22 protein-coding genes are annotated in these 21,550 nt (G+C 71.8%); 9 read left to right on the top strand and 13 right to left on the bottom strand.

All coding sequences use genetic code 11. The features are described from left to right. Nucleotides 1–60 precede the first annotated feature (60 nt). The 3 genes from SSP24_RS13060 to SSP24_RS13050 all read left to right on the top strand — a co-directional run bounded on the left by SSP24_RS13060 (nt 61) and on the right by SSP24_RS13050 (nt 4,908). Nucleotides 61–2,367: a beta-xylosidase/alpha-l-arabinosidase gene (locus SSP24_RS13060; RefSeq protein ID WP_141309670.1), complete on the top strand. Its 2,307-nt coding sequence runs from the start codon at nt 61–63 to the stop codon at nt 2,365–2,367. A 103-nt stretch (nt 2,368–2,470) separates the two neighbouring features. Then, nucleotides 2,471–3,916, top strand: a complete 1,446-nt coding sequence (locus SSP24_RS13055; protein ID WP_141309669.1) for a M48 family metalloprotease — start codon at nt 2,471–2,473, stop codon at nt 3,914–3,916. Further along, nucleotides 3,913–4,908 (top strand): hypothetical protein, encoded by a 996-nt coding sequence (locus SSP24_RS13050; protein ID WP_141309668.1) that lies wholly within the window; start codon nt 3,913–3,915, stop codon nt 4,906–4,908. The genes SSP24_RS13055 and SSP24_RS13050 overlap by 4 nt, the downstream gene beginning before the upstream one ends. A gap of 16 nt (nt 4,909–4,924) precedes the next feature. On the opposite strand, the gene SSP24_RS13045 is transcribed toward SSP24_RS13050, so the two are convergent. From SSP24_RS13045 to tsaB, 4 genes are read right to left on the bottom strand one after another with little or no spacing between them, the layout of a single operon-like run. Continuing rightward, nucleotides 4,925–5,182 carry a hypothetical protein gene (locus SSP24_RS13045; protein WP_141309667.1) on the bottom strand — a complete coding sequence of 86 codons (258 nt, stop codon included), beginning with the start codon at nt 5,180–5,182 and terminating at the stop codon, nt 4,925–4,927. Beyond that, a complete protein-coding gene (gene tsaD / locus SSP24_RS13040) occupies nt 5,179–6,270 on the bottom strand; it encodes a tRNA (adenosine(37)-N6)-threonylcarbamoyltransferase complex transferase subunit TsaD (protein WP_141309666.1) in 1,092 nt (363 codons plus the stop codon). The genes SSP24_RS13045 and tsaD overlap by 4 nt, the downstream gene beginning before the upstream one ends. Next, nucleotides 6,263–6,772: a ribosomal protein S18-alanine N-acetyltransferase gene (rimI, locus tag SSP24_RS13035; protein WP_189986251.1), complete on the bottom strand. Its 510-nt coding sequence runs from the start codon at nt 6,770–6,772 to the stop codon at nt 6,263–6,265. The genes tsaD and rimI overlap by 8 nt, the downstream gene beginning before the upstream one ends. Then, nucleotides 6,769–7,422 (bottom strand): tRNA (adenosine(37)-N6)-threonylcarbamoyltransferase complex dimerization subunit type 1 TsaB, encoded by a 654-nt coding sequence (tsaB, locus tag SSP24_RS13030; protein ID WP_141309665.1) that lies wholly within the window; start codon nt 7,420–7,422, stop codon nt 6,769–6,771. The genes rimI and tsaB overlap by 4 nt, the downstream gene beginning before the upstream one ends. 184 nt (nt 7,423–7,606) lie before the next feature. Between tsaB and SSP24_RS13025 the strand changes: the two genes are divergently transcribed. Beyond that, nucleotides 7,607–8,167, top strand: coding sequence for a hypothetical protein (locus SSP24_RS13025; RefSeq protein WP_141309664.1), 561 nt, complete (start codon nt 7,607–7,609; stop codon nt 8,165–8,167). Nucleotides 8,168–8,555: 388 nt separating this feature from the next. Here the strand turns inward: SSP24_RS13025 and SSP24_RS42810 are convergent, their stop codons facing one another. The 6 genes from SSP24_RS42810 to SSP24_RS12995 all read right to left on the bottom strand — a co-directional run bounded on the left by SSP24_RS42810 (nt 8,556) and on the right by SSP24_RS12995 (nt 14,716). After that, the gene (locus SSP24_RS42810; RefSeq protein ID WP_167529574.1) at nt 8,556–8,723 is read right to left on the bottom strand and encodes a hypothetical protein; all 168 of its coding nucleotides are present in this window, start codon (nt 8,721–8,723) and stop codon (nt 8,556–8,558) included. A gap of 151 nt (nt 8,724–8,874) precedes the next feature. Then, a complete protein-coding gene (tsaE, locus tag SSP24_RS13020; RefSeq protein ID WP_141309663.1) occupies nt 8,875–9,387 on the bottom strand; it encodes a tRNA (adenosine(37)-N6)-threonylcarbamoyltransferase complex ATPase subunit type 1 TsaE in 513 nt (170 codons plus the stop codon). Then, nucleotides 9,353–10,600 carry an alpha/beta fold hydrolase gene (locus tag SSP24_RS13015; protein WP_141309662.1) on the bottom strand — a complete coding sequence of 416 codons (1,248 nt, stop codon included), beginning with the start codon at nt 10,598–10,600 and terminating at the stop codon, nt 9,353–9,355. Before SSP24_RS13015 ends, tsaE begins: the two co-directional genes overlap by 35 nt. A gap of 123 nt (nt 10,601–10,723) precedes the next feature. Next, the gene (alr, locus tag SSP24_RS13010) at nt 10,724–11,986 is read right to left on the bottom strand and encodes an alanine racemase (RefSeq protein WP_141309661.1); all 1,263 of its coding nucleotides are present in this window, start codon (nt 11,984–11,986) and stop codon (nt 10,724–10,726) included. A 70-nt stretch (nt 11,987–12,056) separates the two neighbouring features. Continuing rightward, complete coding sequence (locus SSP24_RS13005; RefSeq protein WP_141309660.1) at nt 12,057–13,004, bottom strand: L,D-transpeptidase family protein; 948 nt, start codon at nt 13,002–13,004, stop codon at nt 12,057–12,059. A gap of 272 nt (nt 13,005–13,276) precedes the next feature. Continuing rightward, nucleotides 13,277–14,716: an NAD(P)H-hydrate dehydratase gene (locus SSP24_RS12995; RefSeq protein WP_141309658.1), complete on the bottom strand. Its 1,440-nt coding sequence runs from the start codon at nt 14,714–14,716 to the stop codon at nt 13,277–13,279. Nucleotides 14,717–14,875: 159 nt separating this feature from the next. Here SSP24_RS12995 and SSP24_RS12990 point away from each other — a divergent pair, with 159 nt between their 5' ends. Beyond that, nucleotides 14,876–16,114, top strand: coding sequence for a hypothetical protein (locus tag SSP24_RS12990; protein ID WP_373306680.1), 1,239 nt, complete (start codon nt 14,876–14,878; stop codon nt 16,112–16,114). 21 nt (nt 16,115–16,135) lie between these two features. On the opposite strand, the gene SSP24_RS12985 is transcribed toward SSP24_RS12990, so the two are convergent. Next, nucleotides 16,136–16,507, bottom strand: a complete 372-nt coding sequence (locus SSP24_RS12985) for a holo-ACP synthase (RefSeq protein WP_141309656.1) — start codon at nt 16,505–16,507, stop codon at nt 16,136–16,138. 788 nt (nt 16,508–17,295) lie between these two features. Then, complete coding sequence (locus SSP24_RS12980) at nt 17,296–17,712, bottom strand: ATP-binding protein (RefSeq protein WP_141309655.1); 417 nt, start codon at nt 17,710–17,712, stop codon at nt 17,296–17,298. Between the two features lie 223 nt (nt 17,713–17,935). Here SSP24_RS12980 and SSP24_RS12975 point away from each other — a divergent pair, with 223 nt between their 5' ends. The 4 genes from SSP24_RS12975 to SSP24_RS12960 all read left to right on the top strand — a co-directional run bounded on the left by SSP24_RS12975 (nt 17,936) and on the right by SSP24_RS12960 (nt 20,297). Further along, a complete protein-coding gene (locus tag SSP24_RS12975) occupies nt 17,936–18,772 on the top strand; it encodes a helix-turn-helix domain-containing protein (RefSeq protein WP_141309654.1) in 837 nt (278 codons plus the stop codon). 8 nt (nt 18,773–18,780) lie between these two features. Then, entirely contained in the window at nt 18,781–18,975 is a 195-nt protein-coding gene (locus SSP24_RS12970; protein ID WP_141309653.1) for a DUF397 domain-containing protein, read from the top strand. Nucleotides 18,976–19,253: 278 nt separating this feature from the next. Then, nucleotides 19,254–20,048: a DUF4258 domain-containing protein gene (locus SSP24_RS12965; protein WP_189986250.1), complete on the top strand. Its 795-nt coding sequence runs from the start codon at nt 19,254–19,256 to the stop codon at nt 20,046–20,048. Between the two features lie 24 nt (nt 20,049–20,072). Next, entirely contained in the window at nt 20,073–20,297 is a 225-nt protein-coding gene (locus SSP24_RS12960; protein WP_141309651.1) for a DUF2283 domain-containing protein, read from the top strand. On the opposite strand, the gene SSP24_RS12955 is transcribed toward SSP24_RS12960, so the two are convergent. Next, nucleotides 20,272–21,513 carry a sensor histidine kinase gene (locus SSP24_RS12955; protein WP_229864983.1) on the bottom strand — a complete coding sequence of 414 codons (1,242 nt, stop codon included), beginning with the start codon at nt 21,511–21,513 and terminating at the stop codon, nt 20,272–20,274. The genes SSP24_RS12960 and SSP24_RS12955 overlap by 26 nt on opposite strands. Between the last annotated feature and the right edge of the window lie 37 nt (nt 21,514–21,550).

Below are 21,550 nucleotides of genomic sequence, written 5' to 3'. Positions count from 1 at the left end.
GCTCTTCGTGCTCTTCGTAGGTGTTCAACCTCTTCGTAGGCGTTCAACGACAGGAGTTTCATGACCACCGCCCCTTGGCGTGACCGCAGCCTCCCCGCAGACGTCCGGGTCACGGACCTGCTCTCCCGGATGACCCTCGAAGAGAAGACCGCACAGCTGTACGGCGTGTGGGTCGGCGCCACCGCGGACGGCGACGGAGTGGCCCCCCACCAGCACGACATGACCGCCGACTACGACTTCGACGACCTGATCCGGCACGGCCTCGGCCAGCTCACCCGCCCCTTCGGCACCGCCCCCGTCGACCCGGAGTCCGGCGCCCGCGCCCTGGCCCGCGCCCAGCGCCGGATCGCCGCGTCCGGCCGCTTCGGCATCCCGGCGATCGCCCACGAGGAGTGCCTCGCCGGCTTCACGGCATGGCGCGCGACGGCGTACCCGGTCCCGCTCGCCTGGGGTGCGACCTTCAACCCCGCCCTGGTCGAGGAGATGGCCCGGCGGATCGGCGCCGACCTGCGCTCGGTGGGCGTGCACCAGGGCCTGGCGCCCGTCCTTGACGTGGTCCGCGACCCGCGGTGGGGACGGGTCGAGGAGACGATCGGCGAGGACCCGTACCTGGTCGGCACGATCGGCGCGGCGTACGTACGGGGCCTGGAGTCGACCGGCATCGTGGCCACGCTGAAGCACTTCGCCGGTTACGCCTCCTCCGCCGGCGCCCGCAACCTCGCTCCCGTACGAGCCGGAACCCGCGAGTTCGCGGACGTCACCCTCCCGCCCTTCGAACTGGCGCTGCGCGAGGGCGGCGCGCGCTCGGTGATGGCGGCGTACACGGAGACGGACGGAGTCCCGGCCTCGGCGGATCCGGGCCTGCTGACCGAACTCCTCCGCACGGAATGGAACTTCACCGGCACGGTCGTCTCGGACTACTTCGGCATCGGCTTCCTCCAGACCCTGCACCGCGTGGCGGGCACCCCCGCCGAGGCCGCGCACGCGGCGCTGGCTGCCGGGATCGACGTAGAGCTGCCGACCCTGAAGTGCTACGGACAGCCGCTGGTGGAAGCGGTGCGGGCGGGCGAGGTACCGGAGTCACTGGTGGACCGGGCGGCGCGAAGGGTCCTGCTCCAGAAGTGCGAACTGGGCCTGCTGGACGAGGACTGGCAGCCGGAGCCGCCAGAGGGGCCGGTCGACCTGGACTCGACGGCGAACCGAGCCCTGGCCCGCCGCTTGGCGGAGGAGTCAGTGGTCCTCCTGGACAACCCCGACGGCGCACTGCCGCTGGATTCGGACACCCGTATCGCGGTGATCGGCCCCCGAGCGGCGGACCCCCTGGCGATGCTCGGCTGCTACTCCTTCCCCTCCCACGTCCTCCCCCGCCACCCCGAGACCCCCACCGGCATCGAGATCCCGCCGCTCCTGGAGGCCCTGCGCGCGGAACTCCCGGACGCGAAGGTGACGTTCGCGGAGGGCTGCGGGGTCGCGGACCCGGACCCGTCCGGCATCGAGGAGGCGGTGGCGCGGGCGGCGGAGGCGGATGTGTGCGTGGCGGTACTGGGCGACCGAGCGGGCCTCTTCGGCCGCGGCACGTCGGGCGAGGGCTGCGACGCGACGGACCTCCAACTCCCGGGAATCCAGGCCGACTTGCTGGACGCCCTGGTGGCGACGGGCGTCCCGGTGGTCCTGGTCCTGCTCACCGGCCGCCCGTACGCGCTGGGCCGCTGGCACGGCCGTCTGGGGGCAGTGGTGCAGGCGTTCTTCCCCGGCGAGGAGGGCGGCCCGGCGGTGGCAGGCGTCCTCTCCGGCCGCGTCAACCCCTCGGGCCGCCTCCCGGTGAGCGTGCCGCGAGACCCGGGCGGCCAGCCGTGGACCTACCTCCAGCCCCCACTGGGCCTGGCGGGCGAGGTCAGCAACCTTGACCCGACGCCGCTGTACCCCTTCGGACACGGCCGCTCATACACGACGTTCGAGTGGAGCGAGGCCGAGGGCACCCCGGAGACGACGATCCCCACGAACGGCTCGTACGACCTCTCCGTCACGATCCGCAACACGGGCGACCGGCCGGGCGCGGAGGTCGTCCAGCTCTACCTCCACGACCCGGTGGGGTCGGTGACGCGCCCGGACGTCCGCCTGATCGGCTACCGGCGACTGGAACTGGAGCCTGGGCAATCGCGCCGGGTGACCTTCCACTTCCACGCCGACCTGTCGTCGTTCACCGACCGCACGGGCGACCGGATCGTCGAACCCGGCGCGCTGGAGCTGCGGTTGGCGGCGTCCAGCGGGGACGTACGGCACACGGCGCCGGTGCGGCTGACGGGTCCGGCACGGGTGCTGGGGCGGGACCGGCGGTTGCTGTGCCCCACTTCGACGGAGGGCTGACGAACACATCCGCACATCCTGTCCACCCCCTCCTCACATCCGGCCCCGTGACACAATCCCTCGACACCTCAGCCCCGCCCGGCGCGAACCTCACGGGACCAGCATGGACATACGAACGTCACCCCTGCGTGCGTGGATGCTCGCCGCCGCCATGCTGGTCGTGGCCTGGCTGCCGACGGCCGTCGTCGGCGTGGCGCTGGTCCTCGCCGGGCTGGCGTGGGCGCCGCACGCGGTCGTGCTGGTGCCGCTGACGCTGTTCGTGGCCGGGTTCGTCGGCGAGGCCATGCGGCGCGAACGGCTCCCGGGGAAGGCCCTCCGCCCAGGTGACGAGCCGGAGTTGGCGGCGCTGGTGCGGGACGTGGCGGGGCGGATCGGCTTCCGGGAACCGCTCCTCGTCCGGGTCGTTCCGACCGTCGACGCGTCGCTCGCGCCCACCAGGGCCGCCGGGGGACGCGCCTACGCCCTGCTCCTCGGCTACCCGCTGCTGCGCCTGCTGAGCGCGGACCAGCTGGCGTCGGTGGTGGCGCACGAGCTGGCGCACGAAGAGCACGTACGCGACCGCCGTACCGCCGCCCTGCGCTTCGCGCGCCAGGTGCTCGCCGACCGCATGGAACGCCGCTTCCGCCCGCTCGCCAGACTGGCCGCACCACTGCTGCGGGCATCCCAGCCGCCGATGTGGCGGGCGGAGCTGGCCGCCGACGCCGACGCCGCCCGGGTCACCGGAAGCGCGGCGACCGCTCAGGCGCTGCGGCGGACCGGGCTGCTGCACGAGGCGTTCGAGGGGCTCGGCAGCACGTGGTGGTCCGCACTCACGGAGGAGGACACGTATCCCGTGGACTTCTACGACGCCCTCGAAACCGCCGTGCGCGACCCTTACGTCGCGGCCCGCGCGGCCCGTGGCGTGGCCGAGGAGGACGCCGTCGCCCCGTACGCCACGGCCGACCACCCACCCGCCGAACAGCGCCTCGCCGCGCTGCCGCCCGACGCCGTGGCTGCCGCCGCGTACGGCGCCGAACCCGTCACGTTGCGCGCCGCCGCGTCGATCGAGCGCTGGTGCCTCGGCGGACTGGCCGGGCTGGACGACCCCGACCTCGACGACGACCCGCGCCCCGTACGGCTCCTCGACATGGCGCCGGACCAGCTCCACGCCCTCGGCGACGAAACAGGCAAGGACCTCCTGCTGCTCGCAACCGGCGAGGAATCCCCCGAGCGGGCGCTGTCCGCCGCCCTGGACGCCCTCGCCGACGGCACCTGGCTGCGGCTGGCCGGGCTGCTGGAGCCCGGTCTGCGCCGGATGCCCGCCGCCGCCCGCACGACGGTCGCCCAAGCGGTACTGACCGCCGCGCTCGCCCAGACGCTGCACGCCGTGCTGCGCCCGGCCGGCTGGACCCGCGCGCACCGCTGGCTGGCCACCGTGCTCACCGCGCCCGACGGCACGGTGACCGACCTCCACGAGCTGGCGGCGCAGGCCGTACGCGCCGGCGATCCGGCGCCGCTGCGGGCGCTGCTGACGGCGGCCGCGAAGACGCGGAAGGAGGCGGCCGCATGAACCCGGCGCCTCGCCCCGCCCTTCGCGTCGCCCTCCTCGGCGTGGCCGTGACGCTGCTCGGCTACGCCCTGTTCGCCGGCTGGCTCGGTGTGCACGCCCACGGCTACGTCACCGCCCGCGACCGGGCCACGGCGACGGCCTCCGGTGTCGTCGTCGAGGACGGCATCGGCGACGAGGGCGACATCCGCGTGCGGTGGAGCGACGCGGCCGGCCACGTGCACGTGCAGCGCTTCGGGATCTACGACACCGACCGTTACGTCGAGGGTGAGCGGTTCCCGGTCGCCTACGACCCCGCCGCCTCGGCCCCCCGGGGCTTCCCGGCCGATCCCGAGGAAACCGCGGCCGAGGACGACCTGCTGGTCCCCGTCTTCCTCGCCGGCGTCGTCGCCCTGTCTCTCCTGTGCGTGTGGGCCTGGCGCGGCCTGCGCTTCCGGCTGACGACACGGCGTCCGGGGCATGCCATGACGGCGACCGTGCGGACCGTGGAGCGCCTCGTGGCACTCGCCCGCGAGACGACCACCACCTGGCTGGTCCTGACCGGACCCGACGGCGAGGGCGGGACGACGACCCGCTGGCAGCGCGTCATGTGGCATCCGGCGCTGGACGACTGCTCCGGCCCGATCCCGGTGACCGTCCGCGGGTACGGTCGCCGCCGCCGTCCGGTCGTGGTGGAACTCGCCGACGGCACCCGGCTGGTCCCCCTCGGCCGACTGCGCGACCACCGGCCGGCCGGTGAACTCCTCGACGCCGACGAGGCCGTACGCCCCGGCCCCCGGGACTACTTCGTCCTCCCCGCCGGTGCCGTCCCGCGCCCGGCCCGCCCGGGATGGCGCCCGGGCGCACTGACCGCCGCGTACGGCACCGGGGCCGGCATCGTCCTGGCCTTTCTGATGGCCGAGGGCACCCCGACCTCCGTCGTCGGTTTCGCCCTGGCCCTCGGAACGCTGTCCGCGTCGGTCTGGGCCCTCTCGGCACCACAGCCGCAGCCGTAGCCGTGGCGACGGGCGGCTATGCGGCCCCGACCGACTCGAAACGCCACCGATGCACGGCCCGAGTCACCAACTCATCGTCCGGCTCCGGCAATTCGGGCACTTCGGCGTCATACTCCGCATCCCACCACGTGATGACCAGCACCCGATCCTGCGGCGCGCGGAAGGTCTCCCGGCGCAGCGGGCCGGGCTCCAGCCGCTGCTCGCGTGCCCACGCCAGCAGTTCCTCCCCCCGCCCCGGCACCGCCCGCGCCTCCCACATCAGCGCGACCGTCATGAGTACAGGTTCCCCTTGCTGACCTCGTGCACATGGTCGTGGGAGTGTCCGGGCACGTGCGGGTCCGTCACCGGGAGCGACGAGTCCGCCGACAGGTCCCAGCTCGACGCCGCGCGCCCCCGCGCCACCATCTCCGCGCCCAGCGCCGCGACCATCGCGCCGTTGTCGGTGCACAGCTTGGGCCGGGGCACCCGCAGCCGGATGCCGGCCGCCTCGCAGCGCTCTTGGGCGAGGGCGCGCAGCCGGGAGTTGGCGGCGACGCCGCCGCCGATCATCAGGTGGTCGACGCCCTCGTCGCGACAGGCCCGTACGGCCTTCCGAGTGAGGACGTCCACGACCGCCTCCTGGAAGGACGCCGCCACATCCCGCACCGGCACCTCCTCCCCGGCCGCCCGCTTCGCCTCGATCCAGCGGGCCACGGCCGTCTTCAGACCGGAGAAGGAGAAGTCGTACGCCGGGTCGCGCGGCCCGGTCAGGCCGCGCGGGAACGCGATCGCCTCGGGGTCGCCCTCGCGCGCGTACCGGTCGATGACCGGACCGCCGGGGAAGCCCAGGTTCAGCACCCGGGCGATCTTGTCGAAGGCCTCACCGGCCGCGTCGTCGATGGTCGCGCCCATCGGCCGTACGTCCGAGGTGATGTCGGAGGACAGCAGCAGCGACGAGTGGCCGCCGGACACCAGCAGCGCCATCGTCGGCTCGGGCAGCGCCCCGTGCTCCAGCTGGTCGACGCAGATGTGGGAGGCGAGGTGATTGACGCCGTAGAGGGGCTTGCCGAGTGCGTACGCATACGCCTTCGCCGCCGATACGCCGACCAGCAGCGCGCCCGCCAGCCCCGGACCGGCCGTCACCGCGATGCCGTCGAGGTCCCTCGCGCTGACCCCGGCCTCCTCCAACGCCCGGTCGATGGTCGGGATCATCGCCTCGAGGTGCGCGCGGGATGCGACCTCGGGCACCACACCGCCGAAGCGGGCGTGCTCGTCGACGCTGGAGGCGACGGCGTCCGCCAGCAGGGTGGTGCCGCGGACGACGCCGACGCCGGTCTCGTCGCAGGAGGTCTCGATCCCCAGGACCAGGGGTTCGTCAGCCATTTTGGATCTCGGTTCCTTGTACAGAGGTTGCTGGGTCGGTCAGGCGCATCACCAGGGCGTCCACGTTGCCGGGCTGGTAGTAGCCGCGCCGGAAACCGATGGCCTCGAAGCCGAAGCGCTCGTAGAGCTTCTGCGCGCGGACGTTGTCGACCCGGCATTCGAGCATCACCTCGGTGCACTCGAACGCGGTCGCCGCCCGCAGCAGTTCGGTCAGCAGCCGCCCGCCGAGGCCGGTGCCCCAGTAGTCGCGGGCGACGGCCATCGTCTGGACGTCGGCGATGTCCCCGGCGGAGGCGAGCCCGGCGTACCCGGCGATCCGGTCGCCGTCCTGAGCGACGACGTACCGCCGGGTCGCCCCGGGTCCGCGCGAGTGGGCGAGCTCGGACCAGAACATGCCCCGCGACCAGGCGTCGTCGGGGAACAGATCCCGCTCCAGCTCCAGTACGGGATCGATGTCCCACCAGCGCATCTCGCGCAGCACGGGCGTCACGGACTCGGTCACTTCGGGGTGACCACCTTGTAGTTCTTGGGCACCTGGGCGTCCGGTCGGCGCAGATACAGCGGCCGGGCGGGCGGCAGCTCCTCGCCCTTTTCCAGCCGCTCGACGGCCAGCCGGGCGAGTGCGGCGGCGGACACATGCTCCGGCTCGTGCGCGACCGGGAAGGCGTCCGGGTACAGCAGCGCGCCCGCGCCGATCGCGGGCAGGTCCTTGACCTGCTCGGCGATGTCGGCGGGCCGGTCGACGGCCGGGTCGGTGACGCGGGTGCGCGAGTCGGCGTACCGCGCCCAGTAGACCTCCTTGCGCCGGGCGTCGGTCGCCACGACAAAGGGGCCCTCCATGTCGGACGCGTAGGCGAGGCCGTCCAGGGTGCACACACCGTGCACGGGCACACCGAGCGCGAGCCCGAAGGTGTCGGCGGTCATCAGCCCGACGCGCAGCCCGGTGTACGGCCCCGGGCCGATCCCTACGACGATGCCGGTGACGGCGTCCAGTTTCAGCCCGGCGTCCGTCAGGACGCGGTCGACGGCCGGAAGCAGCAGCTCACCGTGCCGGCGGGCGTCCAGCTGGCTGGACGAGGCGATGACGTCCGTTCCGTCGTGCAGGGCGACGGTCACGGCGGGGGTGGCGGTATCCAGAGCGAGCAAGAGCACGCAAACAGCGTACGGCTCCTGGTGCCCGGTGGCGGACGCCGTGGCGCCCGCGGGCCACGGACGCTCCGACACGGCGCCCGATGGCGGGCACAGCCGTCCGGATCCACGCCACGCGTACTGCTACCGTCACCTACAGTAATCACATGCCAGGACATACGAGACATACGACGCAGAGGAGGGCGCCGTGGCCAGCACCAGCGCCGGAATCGTGACCGGGCTGACGGCGGCCGCCCTCACGGCGGTCGGGTTCCTCGCCTACCAAGCGGCGGCGACCGTACCGGCCGAGCTGAGCGCGTCGCCGCGCGGCCTGGGCGGCTCACCCGCGGCGACCGCGTCCAAGGCCCCCCGCGACAGACGGCACCCCACCGCCCTGCCCGGCGACTCCGGCACCGGCGAACGGGTCGTGTACTCGCTCGACGACGACCGGGTGTGGCTGGTCGGCCCGCGCAACAGGGTCCAGCGCACCTTCAAGGTCATGCCCAGCCCGGTCGACCCGGCGCCGGGCACCTACGCGGTGACGTCCCGCACGGGCGCGACCACCGGCTCCGACGGCACGCCCGTCGAGCATGTCGTCCGCTTCACCAGCGTCGACGGCGTGGTCATCGGCTTCAGCGCGGCGGTGGACGGCTCGGCGCCGCCACCCGACCCGGCGGTGCGGACGGGGGGCATCCGGGAGACGCGGAAGGACGGGGACGCGATGTGGCAGTTCGCGACGATCGGGCAGAAGGTCGTCGTCATTCGGTAGGCCGTGCGAGCGACCTCCTCGGGTGACTCGTGTTTGCGGCCTCATGGGGGGCCGGGGCTTGCAGCCTCATCTGGTAGACCGTCCGAGCGGCTCATCGGGGGCCGGTGCTTGCGCCTCATCCGGCAGGCCGCCCGAGCGGCTCATCGGGGGGCCCGGCGCTTGCGCCTCATCCGGTAGCCCATGCCAGCGACCTCATCCGGTAGCCGACGCTCGCGCCTCATCCGGCAGGCCGCGCGAGCGGCTCTTGGGGGGGCCGGCGCTTGCGCCTCTCTGGCAGCCCATGCCAGCGACCTCATCCGGTAGCCGACGCTCGGGGCCTCATCGGCAGCAGCCCGTGCTTACGGCCTCATCCGGCAGCCCATGCCGGCAACCTCACCCCGTAGCCGCGCTACGCGGCCTCGCGGTGGTCCACCGGCTGTTCGGGAGCCGGAGGCTCGGGTGCGCGCGGCGGCGTGGAGATCGCCTGCGCGGCGGCGCAGGACGCCAGCAGATCGCGCATGGACACCCCGGCGGGCGCGCTGGGCCGCGGCTGCGGCGTGCGGTCCGTGGTCGACATGGACGCCTCCTGAGGGCCGGGGGCGGAGGTGGTCGGGCGCAACTTAGGTACACCTAACTACCGGCTGGATACCATGTGACCACGCCCGAGACCTCGGACGCAATATGTTGCCGACGTCTCGTCGGAAAATCCGGGCGCCCCGGCCCGTGCCTCACGCCGACAGCGAACCCAGATCCACCGCCGTCCACCGCTCGCCGACGCCGGTGAGCGTCACGTGCCGTACCTCGTCCGTCGTGTCCCCCACCGCCCGGTGGATCGTGACGTGCAGCCGGTCCTCGGTCAGCTCCTCGAGCCTGCCCTCGCCCCACTCCACCACGACCACCGACTCGGGCAGCGAGACATCGAGGTCGAGGTCCTCCATCTCGTCCAGCCCGCCGCCCAGGCGGTACGCGTCGACATGGAGGAGCGGCGGCCCGTCCCCGAGGGACGGATGCACGCGCGCGATCACGAACGTCGGCGAGGTGACCGCCCCGCGCACCCCGAGCCCCTCGCCGAGCCCCCGGGTAAGCGTTGTCTTGCCCGCGCCGAGCTCCCCGCTGAGCATGACCAGGTCACCGGCGCGCAGCAGTTTGGCGAGCCGGCGCCCGAGGTCACGCATCTGCTCGGGCGAATGGACGATCAGCTCGGTCTCAGCCGGGTTGTGCGGTGCCGCTGGTGCTTCCATAGCCACCCACGGTAGCCCCTGCCGGCACCGCACCCGCGCGGGTGAGGAGGTCGGCGAGCCGGTCGGTGACCACTTCCGGGTGCTCCAGCATCACCAGATGCCCCGCGTCCGGTACGAGGACCAGTTCCGCGTCCGGCAGCAGATCGGCGATGGCCTCACTGTGCTCGCTCGGCGTGACGAGGTCCTTCAGTCCGGCCAGCACCAGCACCGGCAGATCCGCGAAGTGGGCCAGCGCCTCGGTCTTGTCGTGGTCGGTGAACGCCGGATAGAACTCGGCTACCACGTCGATCGGCGTGCCCTCGATCATCCGCTCGGCGAACCGCGCCACGGCCGGGTCGATGTCCCGGGAGGCGAACGAGTACCGCTTGATGATCCCGGCGAACAGATCGGCGACCGCCCGCCGCCCCTTCTCCACCAGCTCCGCCTGCTGCCCCAGCGCCCGCAGCACCCCGGGCAGCACCCGCCGCACGGCGTTGACGCCCGCGACGGGCAGCCCGAAGTTGACCTCGCCGAGCTTCCCCGACGACGTACCGACGAGCGCCACCGCGACCACCCGCTCCCGGATCAGCTCGGGAAACTGCGCGGCCAGCGCCATCATCGTCATGCCGCCCATGGAGTGCCCGACCAGCACGATCGGCCCCTCGGGCACGGCCGCGTCGATCACGGCCTTCAGATCCCGGCCGAGCTGGTCGATGGTGACGGGCGCACCGTCCTGGACCTGCGCCGCCCCGCGCTCGGAACGGCCGTGGCTGCGCTGGTCCCAGTGCACGGTCCGTACAACACCCCGCAGCGCCGACCGCTGGAAGTGCCAGGAGTCCTGGTTGAGGCAGTAACCGTGGCTGAAGACGACGGTGACCGGGGCGGGCGCCTTGCGACCGAACAGCCGGCGCCGCCGCGGTGACACGCCCGCCTCGGCCTCGACCTCGTCGACCTCGTAGTAGAGTTCCGTGCCGTCATCGGCGGTCGCCCGCCCGGGCGTGCCGCGCAGCGCGCCGTACGGCCCCGCCGAGTCGAGGGCGAGCCGGGCCTTCTGCCGCATCCCCCGGCCGACGGTCATCCGCTCTATCGCGACCCCGGCGGCCGCGCCCGCGGCGATCACCCCTATGGCGGCGCCGGCGATACCGGTCACCTTGCGCCAGTTTCCGGCCACCCCCGTGGCGGAAGCGACGGCCGCGGCGGCGTTGACGACGCCCTCCGCACTGCTCTCGCTCACGTACCGCTCCTCTTCGCCGGATTGTTGTCGTTGGTCAGTGGGTCAGGTTCAGTCGCTGGGTCAGGTGGTGCTGGTGCCTCTGATGGTCGAACCCCGGGACGGGTTACCCGTCTTGTTCCCCGTTCACCTATCCCCCGAGGGGCTGTTCCCGGCCGACCTGTGCTCCCGGCCGACGGCCTGCTCGGCACCGATCTCCGCACCGATCTCCGCATCGACATCGCTATCGACATAGACGCGCGGAACACGCGTTCCGATGCGAGTCACGATTTCGTACGCGATCGTCCCCGCCGCCTGCGCCCAGTCCTCGGCGGTGGGCTCCCCCCGGTCACCGGGCCCGAAGAGCACGGCCTCCGATCCCGGCGGCGGCTCGTCTCCCCCCAGGTCGACGACGAACTGGTCCATCGCGATCCGCCCGGCAACGGTCCGCCACTTGCCGCCGATCAGCACCGGCCCGGTCCCCGAGGCGTGCCGCGGGATGCCGTCGGCGTAACCGAGCGGGACGAGGCCGAGGGTGGTCTCCCCGGCGGTGGTGTACCGATGGCCGTAACTGACCCCGTGCCCACCGGGCACATGCTTGACCAGCGCCAACGACGCCGACAACGTCATCACCGGCCGCAGCCCGAAGTCGGCCGGGGTGCCGATCTCGGGGCTGGGCGAGATCCCGTAGAGCGCGATTCCCGTCCGTACGAGATCGAAGTGGGCCTCGGGAAGGGTGAGGGTGGCGGGCGAGTTGGCGATGTGCCGCACCTCGGGGCTGAGGCCCTCCCCCTGGGCGTACGACACCATCTCCCGGAAGCGGCCCAGCTGGAGGGCGATGGACGGATGCCCCGGCTCGTCGGCGCAGGCGAAGTGCGACCACAGCCCCGTGACCCGGACGAGCCCCTCGCCCTCCGCCCGCGCCGCCTCCGCTACGAGTTCGGCCCAGTCGTCGCCGGGCTGGCAGCCGTTGCGCCCGAGCCCCGTGTCGGCCTTGAGCTGCACGCGCGCGGGCCGCCCCGCCCGCCGGGCGGCCTCGGTGACCTCGCGCAGGGCCCACATACCGCTCACGGAGACGTCGAGATCGGCCTCGATGGCCTCGCGCCAGGGCCCGCCGGGCGTCCACAGCCAGCACATGATCCGGACATCCGCCGGAATCCCTGCGGCCCCCCGCAGCGCCAGGGCCTCCTCGGGCGTGGCCGTGCCCAGCCAGCCGGCCCCCGCCGCCACGGCCGCACGCGCGCACGGCAGCGCCCCATGGCCGTACGCCTCGGACTTCACCACGGCCATCAGGGCCGCGCCGGGCGCATGGGCACGCAGCGTCCGCACATTGGCGCGCAACGCGGCAAGATCGATCTCGGCGCGAGCGCGCAGCGGGGCGGTGCTCGGCAGCGGTGCAGTGGTACTCATCGCGCCCAGTGTCTCAGAGGGGTCGGACATCCCTTCGACACCGGCCCCACCGCCGGCCCCAGGGAGCGACCTACGTCCCCGGCTTCCGCCCCCACACGTAAACCCGGTCCCCCTTCTTCAGTACGCCCCACAGCCTGCGCGCGTCCCCCACCCGCAGATTGACGCATCCGTGCGACCCGACCGTGGTGAAGATGGACCCGTAGACGCCGTGAAGGGCCTGCCCGCCGCTGAAGAACTGGGAGTAGGGCATGGCCGTGCCGTACAGCGTCGACACGTGGTTCTTGTGCCGCCAGTAGATCTTGTGCCAGCCGGTCCGGGTCCGATACCCGGCCCGCCCACTGCGCACTGGCACGGGCCCGAAGACGACCTTCTTCCCCTTCTGCACCCAGGTCAGCTGCCGGCTGAGGTCGACGCAGGCGACGTTGTACGTCCGGACGGGGCACTTCCTGGCCGCGTTCGGATTCTTCCGGGCGGAGATGAGCTGCATGTGCGCCCAGGTCACGGGCCCGGCGAACCCGATCGCGGGCTTGATCCCATACTTCTTCTGAAACGCCCGAATGGCCCTGCAGTCCGCCGCCGACTGCTTCCCGTCCACCTTCAACTTCAACCACCGCTCGACCTGCCGCTGATAGGGCCCGGCCTGCTTACTGCACGCCACGCGCGCGGCGGCTTCCCCCAACGGCACGTACTCGATGGGCGCGTAGGCCTCGGCGGGGGCGTCGCGGGGCTCGACGGCGTCTTCTTCGGGGGTGGGTTGGTAGGGGGTGGGTGCGAGCACTTGGTCCGGCGTGTCGATCTGCCAGGGCTGAGCGGGGGCGGGGGCGATGCCGGGGACCAGGTCGCGTTCGGGGGTGGGGGCGATGCCGGGGACCAGTTTGCGTTCGGCGGCCGGTGCTGGTGGTGGGGGTGCGGGCGGTACGGCGATGGCGGGGGCGGTGGGGAGGAGGGTGGCGCTGGCTGCGAGGAGTACGGCGAGGGTGCGGGCGGTTGATCGGGAGGCGGCAGGTCGGATGATCATGCGATCAGAGAAACCTGGTGGGGAGGTGAACCGGGGATGCCGCGCAGTACCGGCCGACGCAATTAGCCCGTCCGGCACCGCCGTGGGAGCGGGGCGCCCCGCCGATACCGGTCCGCACAATCAGCCCGTCCGGCGCTTGAGGACGAGGCCGTCCAGGCCGAAGCGGGGGTCTGGGGGCGGCAGCCCCCAGGGACGGGACGGGTAGGGGCGGCGGGGGCGAAACCCTCAAGCCCGCGCCCCAACCAGACCCACACCCCAACCGGTCCCCACAACTACCCGCTCACAACATCCCGCCAAGCCCCCGGAACCGCCCCCGCCACATCCAGCGCCCCCACCGGCGCCCCATCCGCCGCAAACCTCCCGGCCAACCCATGCAGATACGCCCCCACACTCCCCGCATCCCGAGCCGAAAGCCCCGCCGCCAGCAACGACCCCGTAAGCCCCGACAACACGTCCCCACTCCCGGCCGTTGCCAGCCACCCCGTCCCGGTCGCATTCACCCGCACGGGCACCCCACCCCCCGCCTCGGCCACCAACGTCGTAGACCCCTTCAACAAAACAGTCGCCCCATACCGCCCCGCCAACTCCCGCACAGCAGCGAGCCGAGCCCCCTCGACCTCTTCCCGACTCACCCCCAACAACGCCGCCGCCTCCCCCGCATGCGGAGTCATCAACGTCGGCGCACTCCGCCCCCGCACAGCCCCGACCTCCGCCAACCGCAACCCGTCCGCATCCACCAACACCGGCACATCGGCCCGCAACACCTCGCCCACCGTGCCCGCGTCGTCCCCGGCCCCCGGCCCCACGACCCACGCCTGCACACGCCCCGCCCGCCGAGGCCCCTGATCCGACACCAACGTCTCGGGAAACCGAGCGATCACCGCATCCGCAGCAGGCCCCACGTACCGCACGGCCCCCGCCCCACCCCGCAACGCCCCGGCCACGGCCAGCACAGCAGCCCCCGGATACCGAGCCGACCCGGCAGCGATCCCCACAACCCCCCGCCGGTACTTGTCACTCTCAGGAGCCGGCACCGGCAACAGCGCAGCCACATCCGCATGCTGCAGGGCCTCCAACTCGGCGCCCCCACCCGGCAACTCCAGCCCAATCTCGACAAGCCGTACCGACCCGGCGTACTCCCGCGCAGGATCCACCAGCAACCCCGGCTTGTGCGTCCCGAAGGTCACGGTCAGATCCGCCCGGACAGCCGCCCCCCGCACCTCCCCGGTATCGGCATCAACACCACTCGGCAGATCAACGGCAACCACAGCCGCCCGCGCCCGAGCAGCCGCCTCCGCCAACGGCACGGCCTCGGCCCGCAGCCCGCCCTTCCCCCCGATCCCCACAATCCCGTCAACAACCAGATCAGCCCGCTCAATCACCCCCTCAGCACCAGCCACCCCCACCACAGAACCCCCCGCCCGCCGCAGCGCCGCAAGCCCACCCCCATGAGCCCGCTCCGCCGACAGCAGCACAGCCGTCACCCCCGCCCCCCGCCGAGCCAACCGCGCCCCGGCGTACAGCGCGTCGCCCCCGTTGTCCCCACTCCCGACCAGCAGCACCACCCGGCTGCCGTACACCCGCCCCAGCAACTCCGCGCAGGCAGCGGCAAGCCCGGCCGCCGCCCGCTGCATCAACGCCCCCTCCGGAAGCCGCGCCATCAACTCCCGCTCGGCCGCCCGGACCGTCTCCACGTTGTACGCAGTACGCATACGCCCGAGTCTCCCGCACACCACTGACACCGTCGCACCCATTGACGCTTTGCCACGCCATTGCCAAACTCACCACCCCCACAGGATGAATCGATTCAGTCGAACGCTTTCGACACCCGAATCGCTTCACAACCCACTCGAGCGGAGGACCCACCCCCCATGGGACGCAGAGCCGCACGCCCCGCAGTCGCCGCACGCCCCGCACTCCCCCCACTCCCCGCACGCTCCAGGCGAAGGCCCGCAGCATTGGCCACCGCCGCAGCCACCACCGCCATCGCCCTCCTCACCACCGCAGGCGCCCTGACGGCCCCGGCCAAGGCCACGGCAGCCACATCCGCCCCCGCGGCGGCTTGCGGCGAGGGTTCGTACCAGGCCGAGGCGGTCCTGAACGGCAACACCTGGACCGCCCGCCGAGGCAGCACCACGGTCTACACCGGCACGGACCTCCGCTCCGCGGTCCAGGCAGCGGTCAACAGCCTCACAGCCGGCCGAACCACCAAGGAGCGAGTAGTAGTACGAGGCTCAGGCACGATGTCGGCCGGTTCCCGCATCTCGCTCCCGAGCTACACGACCCTCGACGTCTGCGGCACGATCAACGTCACCGGCAGCGGCAGCGGCGACCAGGCCCCGATCTACTCGCGAGGCACCCGGGACGTGGAGGTCCAGCACCTCAACGTCACCGGCACGCCCCTGTACGGCGTCTTCATGCGCAACGTACAGAACGTGATCCTCGGCCAGATAGACATGCGCCTGTCGCGCGGCCTGGGCATCCGCATAGACAACCGCGGCGACACGTCCCAGTGGACACGCAACGTCCGCATAGACAACGTGTACGTCTCCGGCGCATCAAGCCACGCGGTCGAAACCTACGGCGTGGACGGCATAACGATCGGCACGGTAACGGCCCGCAATGTAGGCGAGTCGGGCCTGCTCCTGAACCAAACGATCAACGCCACCGTCACCAAGGTCGACGCGGAGAACGCAGGCACCGGCACCGGCTACGCCGCCTTCCGCATGGCCAACCGCAACGGCCGGGTGGGCAGCGGCTACCCCACGAACATCCGCGTAGGCGAGGTGATCGCGCGGGGCGGCGGCCGAGGCGTCTTCTGCGTCTCGGAGAGCGGCGGCGCGACGATCGACCGGGTCACGATCTCCAACACCGGCAACAACTCGGTCCTGATCGAGAACTGCTACAACGTCAACCTCGCGGCCCAGAGCGGCAGCGTCACGGGCGGCGGCGAGATCCGCCTGGCCGCCCGCTCGGAGTTCCCGAACAACAGGGACATCACCATCCAGAACCTGACGGTGACCAACTCGGCGATTCGGGAAAGCCCCTGCGGCGAGAACACGTCCTTCCCCAACAACCGCCTGATCAACAGTAGCCAGTCGATCTGCTGAGGGCTGTCACCGAGGGCGGTTTCACCCCTCGGCGATAACGACAGCCGAAGCCACCCCGGCGTCATGGCTGAGCGACACATGCCATGACCGCACCCCCAGCTCGGCCGCGCGGGCGGCCACGGTCCCGGTCACCCGGATCCGCGGCTGCCCGCTGCCCTCGACGTAGACCTCGGCATCGGTCCAGTGCAGCCCGGCCGGAGCGCCGAGCGCCTTGGCGAGCGCCTCTTTGGCCGCGAAGCGCACGGCAAGAGAGGCGATCCCACGCCGCTCCCCACTGGCCAACAGCAACTCACTCTCCAAAAACAACCGATCGGCCAGCCCGGGCGTACGCTCCAACGCCGCCTGGAACCGATCGATCTCGGCCACGTCGATACCGACCCCGATGATGCTCATGGCGGGCACTCTACGGGGCTACGGCACCGATGCCGCTTGGTCACGGCGGCTGAGCTGGGCACCTCGGGGCCGACCTTGCTACCCGGCGTTTTCAGGTGGCTGCCGGGGCCGCCCGCTTCTTGGCCAGGCGGGCCGTGGAAGCACGACACTGGCGCCCCTGAACCGATCGCCGCTATGCCGCCCCGGCGTGCCCGGACCGGCTGCTGCGACCACCCCTGCTACCAACTGCCCGCAAGCCGCCAAGCCCACCCGGCGTGCATGCGAAGCGCAGACGCGCCCCAACCCCGGCCGGCTGCCCAGCCCACCCGCATGGTCGGCCGACCTGGGGCACCCGCCTTTCCGGGCCGCTCGCTCGCTTCTCACCCGTGCTGGAACGGACCGGGTCAAGGGGCGGCCGAAGGCCGATCGCCGTCAGGCGACGCGAAGCGCCCTTGAGGCGGGCCGTGGAAGCACGACACTGGCAAAGAAGCGGGCGGCCCCGACAGCCACACCACCGCCAACGGCTGGACAACAGACCCGTGGAACGTCCGGGCCGTCGGCGCACAGATCCTCTGCCCGCTCGACCGTGCGGGAACGCTCCAGTCCCCTTCGCCTTCCCGTTCGCCAGGCTGACGGCGTAGACCTTTCCCGCAGATACGCGATGTCCCCAGGAGACAGGCCCTCCCGCTTGATGATCCGCTTGAACCCTCTGTGGAGTTCGGCCATGGCCTTCTCGGGTGGGAGCCCCATGGCGATGGCTGCCACCAGTGATGTGGCCATCCCCGAGATCTCCTCTTGCAGTTCCGGATTCACGCCGCGGCCATCGCGGCCAGCTCGCACCACACGAACTTGCCCCGGTGCCCGTCCCTGGCCAGCGGCTGCCACCCCCACACGTCAGCGCAGGCCCGCACGAGCGCCAGCCCCCGGCCGTCCTCCACCTCGCCGACCTCGTCGAACGGCCGCGGGGGCTCGGGCGGTTCAGGGTCCGCGTCCCACGCCCCGATCCGCAGCACACCGTCCGACCAGCGCACCCGCAGAGCGGCCGGCCCCTTGGTGTGACGTACGGCGTTGGAGACCAGCTCGGTCGCCAGCAGCTCGGCGACGTCGACGAGCCGGATCAGGCCGTGGAGGGTGAGGATCAACCGAAGCGTGCGGCGGCTGACGGTGACCGCACGCAGGTCGTTCGGGATGTAGATGGAGTACTCCCAGGACTCGTTTTCGGGCATGCGTGAACTCCGTTCGGCGGGAGAGGGGTCGTCGTGGGGGGCGGTGTCATTGCCGCGTCCGTCATGGCAGGACGAAGCGGTGCGCTTCCGGCACCCCGGCGCTCCACAGCGTGTGCGTCGCATCACTGACGGTAGGGCTAACCTGTCATCCCAAGCAACCTGATCGCGTAACCTGACGCCGAACGAGCCACAGCGTCAGGCGGGTTGAACCGAGGAGCAATCGATGGTCCTGAGGCGTGAACCAACGGCACGCCAGGTGCGCCTGGGTGTCGAGTTGCGCAAACTCCGTGAGGCAGCAGGACTCACCGCCCGCGAAGCGGCAGCACTGCTCGGGACGGGCCGTGTGCAGATCAGCCACATCGAATCCGGACTCACGGGCGTCAGCGAGGAGCGACTCCGCCGCCTCGCGTCCCACTACGCGTGCACGGACGAGAAGTTCATCGACGCCTTGGTTGCCAAGGCCACCGACCGGACACGCGGTTGGTGGGAGGAGTACCGGGGTCTGTTGCCGACGTCGTTCCTGGACCTCGCCGAACTCGAATACCACGCCACCTTCCTGCACGAGGTGGCGATCCTGTACGTACCGGGCCTGCTGCAGACGGAGGATTACGCCCGAGCGGTCTTCTCTTCAAGAATCCCCGAACTCACCCACGAGGAACTTGAGTTGCGCGTTTGCCACCGACTGAGGCGACAGCAGGTCACTCTCCCGTACGAGTTGGTGATCCACGAGTCGGCCCTACGGATCAGGGTCAGCGACCGTGCCGCCTCCCGAGCTCAGCTGACCAAGGTCCTGGAACTCTCCGACGCGGACAACATCACCCTACGCGTCATCCCCTTCGACCTGGATGACTTCGCAACAGCCTCAAGCACGATGACATACGTAGGTGGCCCCCATCCCAGGCTGGACACAGTGGTACGCGACGCACCCCATGGCTCGGTCTTCCTCGATTCCGAAGCTCAGCTCATCGCCTATCGAACGCGCTTCCGTAGGGTAGAAGCTGTATCACTCGAACCCGAACGATCGCGTGACTTCATCCACGAGCTGGCGAAAGAGCTGTGAGGCACCCCATGACCACCCTCGACAACTGGCGGAAGTCGTCCTACTCGGGCGAGGGCGACGGCAACGCCTGCGTGGAAATCGCGAACTCCCCCACCCACACAGCCATCCGCGACTCCAAGGCCCCGACCAGGGCAACCCTCACCTTCCCGACCGAAGCCTTCGCCACCTTCATACGCGCCCTCAAGAACACCCCCATCCCCTGACCCGCTGGTCGGCGGGGGTACTTCACGCCGACGGACGGATACCCGTGGCGCACGGCAATCGCGAGGCTTGCGGGCGTTGTTGTTCACCACGGGCCCGTTCCGGGCCGTCAGCAAGGACGCACATGCCTCGCACCATGAACCGATTCCCCTGACGTCACCGGGTCACGGCCCGGATACTCATCGCGGGATGTACCGCCACATCCGTACTCCTCACCGCTGCGGTCGCCCAAGCAGACACTCGCACCGCGCCCGTCGGCCGCGCCACGCAGGCGGCCGAGGTGGTGGAACGCGTCACCGGCACCGCGGACCTCGTCGCGGGGACCGCACTGGGTAACGGAGCCACCCGCGCCGAGGTGCCCACCGACCTGCACGCCGCGCGGATCACCGCGCCCGCCACCGCGGCCGGTTCGGTGGAGTCCTCCTACGGCGACGACGTCGTCCGGCTCGGTCTGCCCGGCACCGCCCACGCCCCTGCTTCGGCCAGCGCCAGCGGCACCGTGGTGTACGCCGGCGCGGCCGACGGCTACGACCTCGCCGTCCAGCCCAACCGGGACGGCGTACGTACCCTGATCACGCTCAGGGACGCTGACGCCCCGACCGAGTACCGCTTCCCGCTCGGCCTGCCCGCCGACGCGGTGACCGAGCAGTTGGAGGACGGCAGCGTCCTGGTCAGCCGAGGCGACGAGTACCTGGGGACCTTCGACGCGCCGTGGGCGAAGGACGCGAACGGCGAGGCCGTGCCCACCGACTACCGGATCGAGGGCGGCGCTCTGGTGCAGACGGTGCGCACCGGGCCGAACACCGCCTTCCCGGTGGTGGCCGACCCGGCGTGGTTCATCCCCCTGGCCATCGTCGCCGGGCGCCTGCTGCTGTCCACCGGTGTGAAGAGCATCTCCCGGCACGCGGCGCAGCGGATGGCGCAGCGGGGCATCAGCCAGCAGATGGTCGCGAACGCCGTGAAGAATGGGAAGAAGTCCAGGGGCAAGACGGCCGGCACCTGGAAGTACACCAGCGGAAAGATCTGGGTCGTGATCAACAAGGCCGGGAACGTCGTCTCCGTCGGCCGCAACTGATTCGAACTCCCGGGGAGCGAAGCCATGCACATTGAGTACGACCAGGAGAACGACACCGCGTACGTCTGCCTCGTCGCACACATCGCGGACGGGGCCGCCGTCCGGCAGGTCGCGGTCGAGGCACCGGGTGGAGAGGCGGATCTGACCCTCGACTTCGACAAGTCGGGGCGTCTGCTCGGCATCGAGGTCATCGGCGCCCGGGCCGCCCTCCCCGCCGAACTCCTCAGCCGGGAGGCGCCCCGCGCCTAGGTTTCGTCCGGACTCCGGCCGTGCCCCTGTCCCCGGGCCATGGCCCGGCACTGGCCTCCGCCTCGGCCTCGGCCTCGATGGGCGGGCGCCGTGTGGCGGCCCCGCCGGGTTCCCCGTCCGGCGGAACGGCCACGGGTACGCATTCCGTGGCACCGCGCGGCCGGACGGGGAACCCGGCGCGGACCAGGAATCCTCCGTCGGGCAGCGGGGCCGCGCTGAACGAACCGCTGAGCAGCTCGGCCCGTTCCCGCAGACCGACCAGGCCGTGCCCGCCATCGGGCAGTCCGAGGGGAGCGGTCGTCCGGTCGGCGGCCGTGTTGCGCACCTCGACGTGCAAGGTCCCGGCGTCGAACCACACGCGCACGTCGGCGTCGGCTCCGGGAGCATGCTTGCGGACGTTGGTGAGCGCCTCCTGGACCGTGCGATAGGCGGCGCGTTCAACGGCCTCGGGCAGGTCGGCCGGGAGGTCCCCGAGGTGGAGTCCGACCGGCAGGGCACTGCCGTCGACCAGCGTGTGCAGGTCGGCAATGCGGGGTTGTGGGGCGAGTTCGCCGACCGTGCCGTCGCCTGCGCGCAGCACCCCCACAAGGTGCTGGAGTTCGGTCAGCGTGCTGACCGACAGTTCGCGGATCAAGTCCGCGGTCTCCCGGACCTCGGACGCATCCGGCTCGGTGACCTGCAACACCCCCGCCTGCAGGCTGATGAGGCTGACCTTGTGGGCGACGACGTCATGCATCTCCCGTGCCAGCCGGGCCCTTTCGGTGGCCAGTGTGCGCTCCGCCAGCAGCCGGTGCTCGCGTTCCCGGCTCTCGGCGACCTCGCGCAGCCGGTCACGCCGCTGACGGGTGGACCGTCCGAGGACGAAGGCTCCGGCGCCGAGCGCGCAGGAGTCGAGCGCGGTCAGCAGCGTCTCCTGGTCGAGGCCGAGCAGGGCCACGTCGCCGGGCGGGTGGGGGAGAAACTGCGCCAGTGCGACCAGGGTTGCGCCGACGCCTCCCACGAGTGCGCTACGGCGCTTCGCGGCCAGGCAGTACAGAGCGATCAGCGGCGCGAAGGCGAGGTGGCCGAGGTAGAGACCCGGGAGTCCGATGGCCAGCGCCGCCTCGGGCAGGCGCTGGCGCAGCACGAGAGCGGCCGCGGCGGCGAGCGCGAGCCACAACTCCGGTCCGGCATGGGGGCCATTGACGACCAGTCCGTCCGCTGCGGCGACGCACACCGGAAGGGTTGCCGGACCGAGGCGCCGCAGCCGCTCG

Origin of the sequence: Streptomyces spinoverrucosus (assembly GCF_006539505.1) — a bacterium.
GTDB lineage: Bacteria > Actinomycetota > Actinomycetes > Streptomycetales > Streptomycetaceae > Streptomyces > Streptomyces spinoverrucosus.
Note: the sequence above shows the minus strand (reverse complement) of the source record. Positions and strands in the feature narration are given on the sequence as shown.

Coding starts and splice junctions, on each gene's coding strand:
- SSP24_RS13060 (WP_141309670.1), top strand. CDS start 61: ATGACCACCGCCCCTTGGCGTGACCGCAGCCTCCCCGCAGACGTCCGG.
- SSP24_RS13055 (WP_141309669.1), top strand. CDS start 2,471: ATGGACATACGAACGTCACCCCTGCGTGCGTGGATGCTCGCCGCCGCC.
- SSP24_RS13050 (WP_141309668.1), top strand. CDS start 3,913: ATGAACCCGGCGCCTCGCCCCGCCCTTCGCGTCGCCCTCCTCGGCGTG.
- SSP24_RS13045 (WP_141309667.1), bottom strand. CDS start 5,182: ATGACGGTCGCGCTGATGTGGGAGGCGCGGGCGGTGCCGGGGCGGGGG.
- tsaD (WP_141309666.1), bottom strand. CDS start 6,270: ATGGCTGACGAACCCCTGGTCCTGGGGATCGAGACCTCCTGCGACGAG.
- SSP24_RS42810 (WP_167529574.1), bottom strand. CDS start 8,723: ATGTCGACCACGGACCGCACGCCGCAGCCGCGGCCCAGCGCGCCCGCC.
- tsaE (WP_141309663.1), bottom strand. CDS start 9,387: ATGGAAGCACCAGCGGCACCGCACAACCCGGCTGAGACCGAGCTGATC.
- alr (WP_141309661.1), bottom strand. CDS start 11,986: ATGAGTACCACTGCACCGCTGCCGAGCACCGCCCCGCTGCGCGCTCGC.
- SSP24_RS13005 (WP_141309660.1), bottom strand. CDS start 13,004: ATGATCATCCGACCTGCCGCCTCCCGATCAACCGCCCGCACCCTCGCC.
- SSP24_RS12995 (WP_141309658.1), bottom strand. CDS start 14,716: ATGCGTACTGCGTACAACGTGGAGACGGTCCGGGCGGCCGAGCGGGAG.
- SSP24_RS12990 (WP_373306680.1), top strand. CDS start 14,876: ATGGGACGCAGAGCCGCACGCCCCGCAGTCGCCGCACGCCCCGCACTC.
- SSP24_RS12985 (WP_141309656.1), bottom strand. CDS start 16,507: ATGAGCATCATCGGGGTCGGTATCGACGTGGCCGAGATCGATCGGTTC.
- SSP24_RS12980 (WP_141309655.1), bottom strand. CDS start 17,712: ATGCCCGAAAACGAGTCCTGGGAGTACTCCATCTACATCCCGAACGAC.
- SSP24_RS12975 (WP_141309654.1), top strand. CDS start 17,936: ATGGTCCTGAGGCGTGAACCAACGGCACGCCAGGTGCGCCTGGGTGTC.
- SSP24_RS12970 (WP_141309653.1), top strand. CDS start 18,781: ATGACCACCCTCGACAACTGGCGGAAGTCGTCCTACTCGGGCGAGGGC.
- SSP24_RS12960 (WP_141309651.1), top strand. CDS start 20,073: ATGCACATTGAGTACGACCAGGAGAACGACACCGCGTACGTCTGCCTC.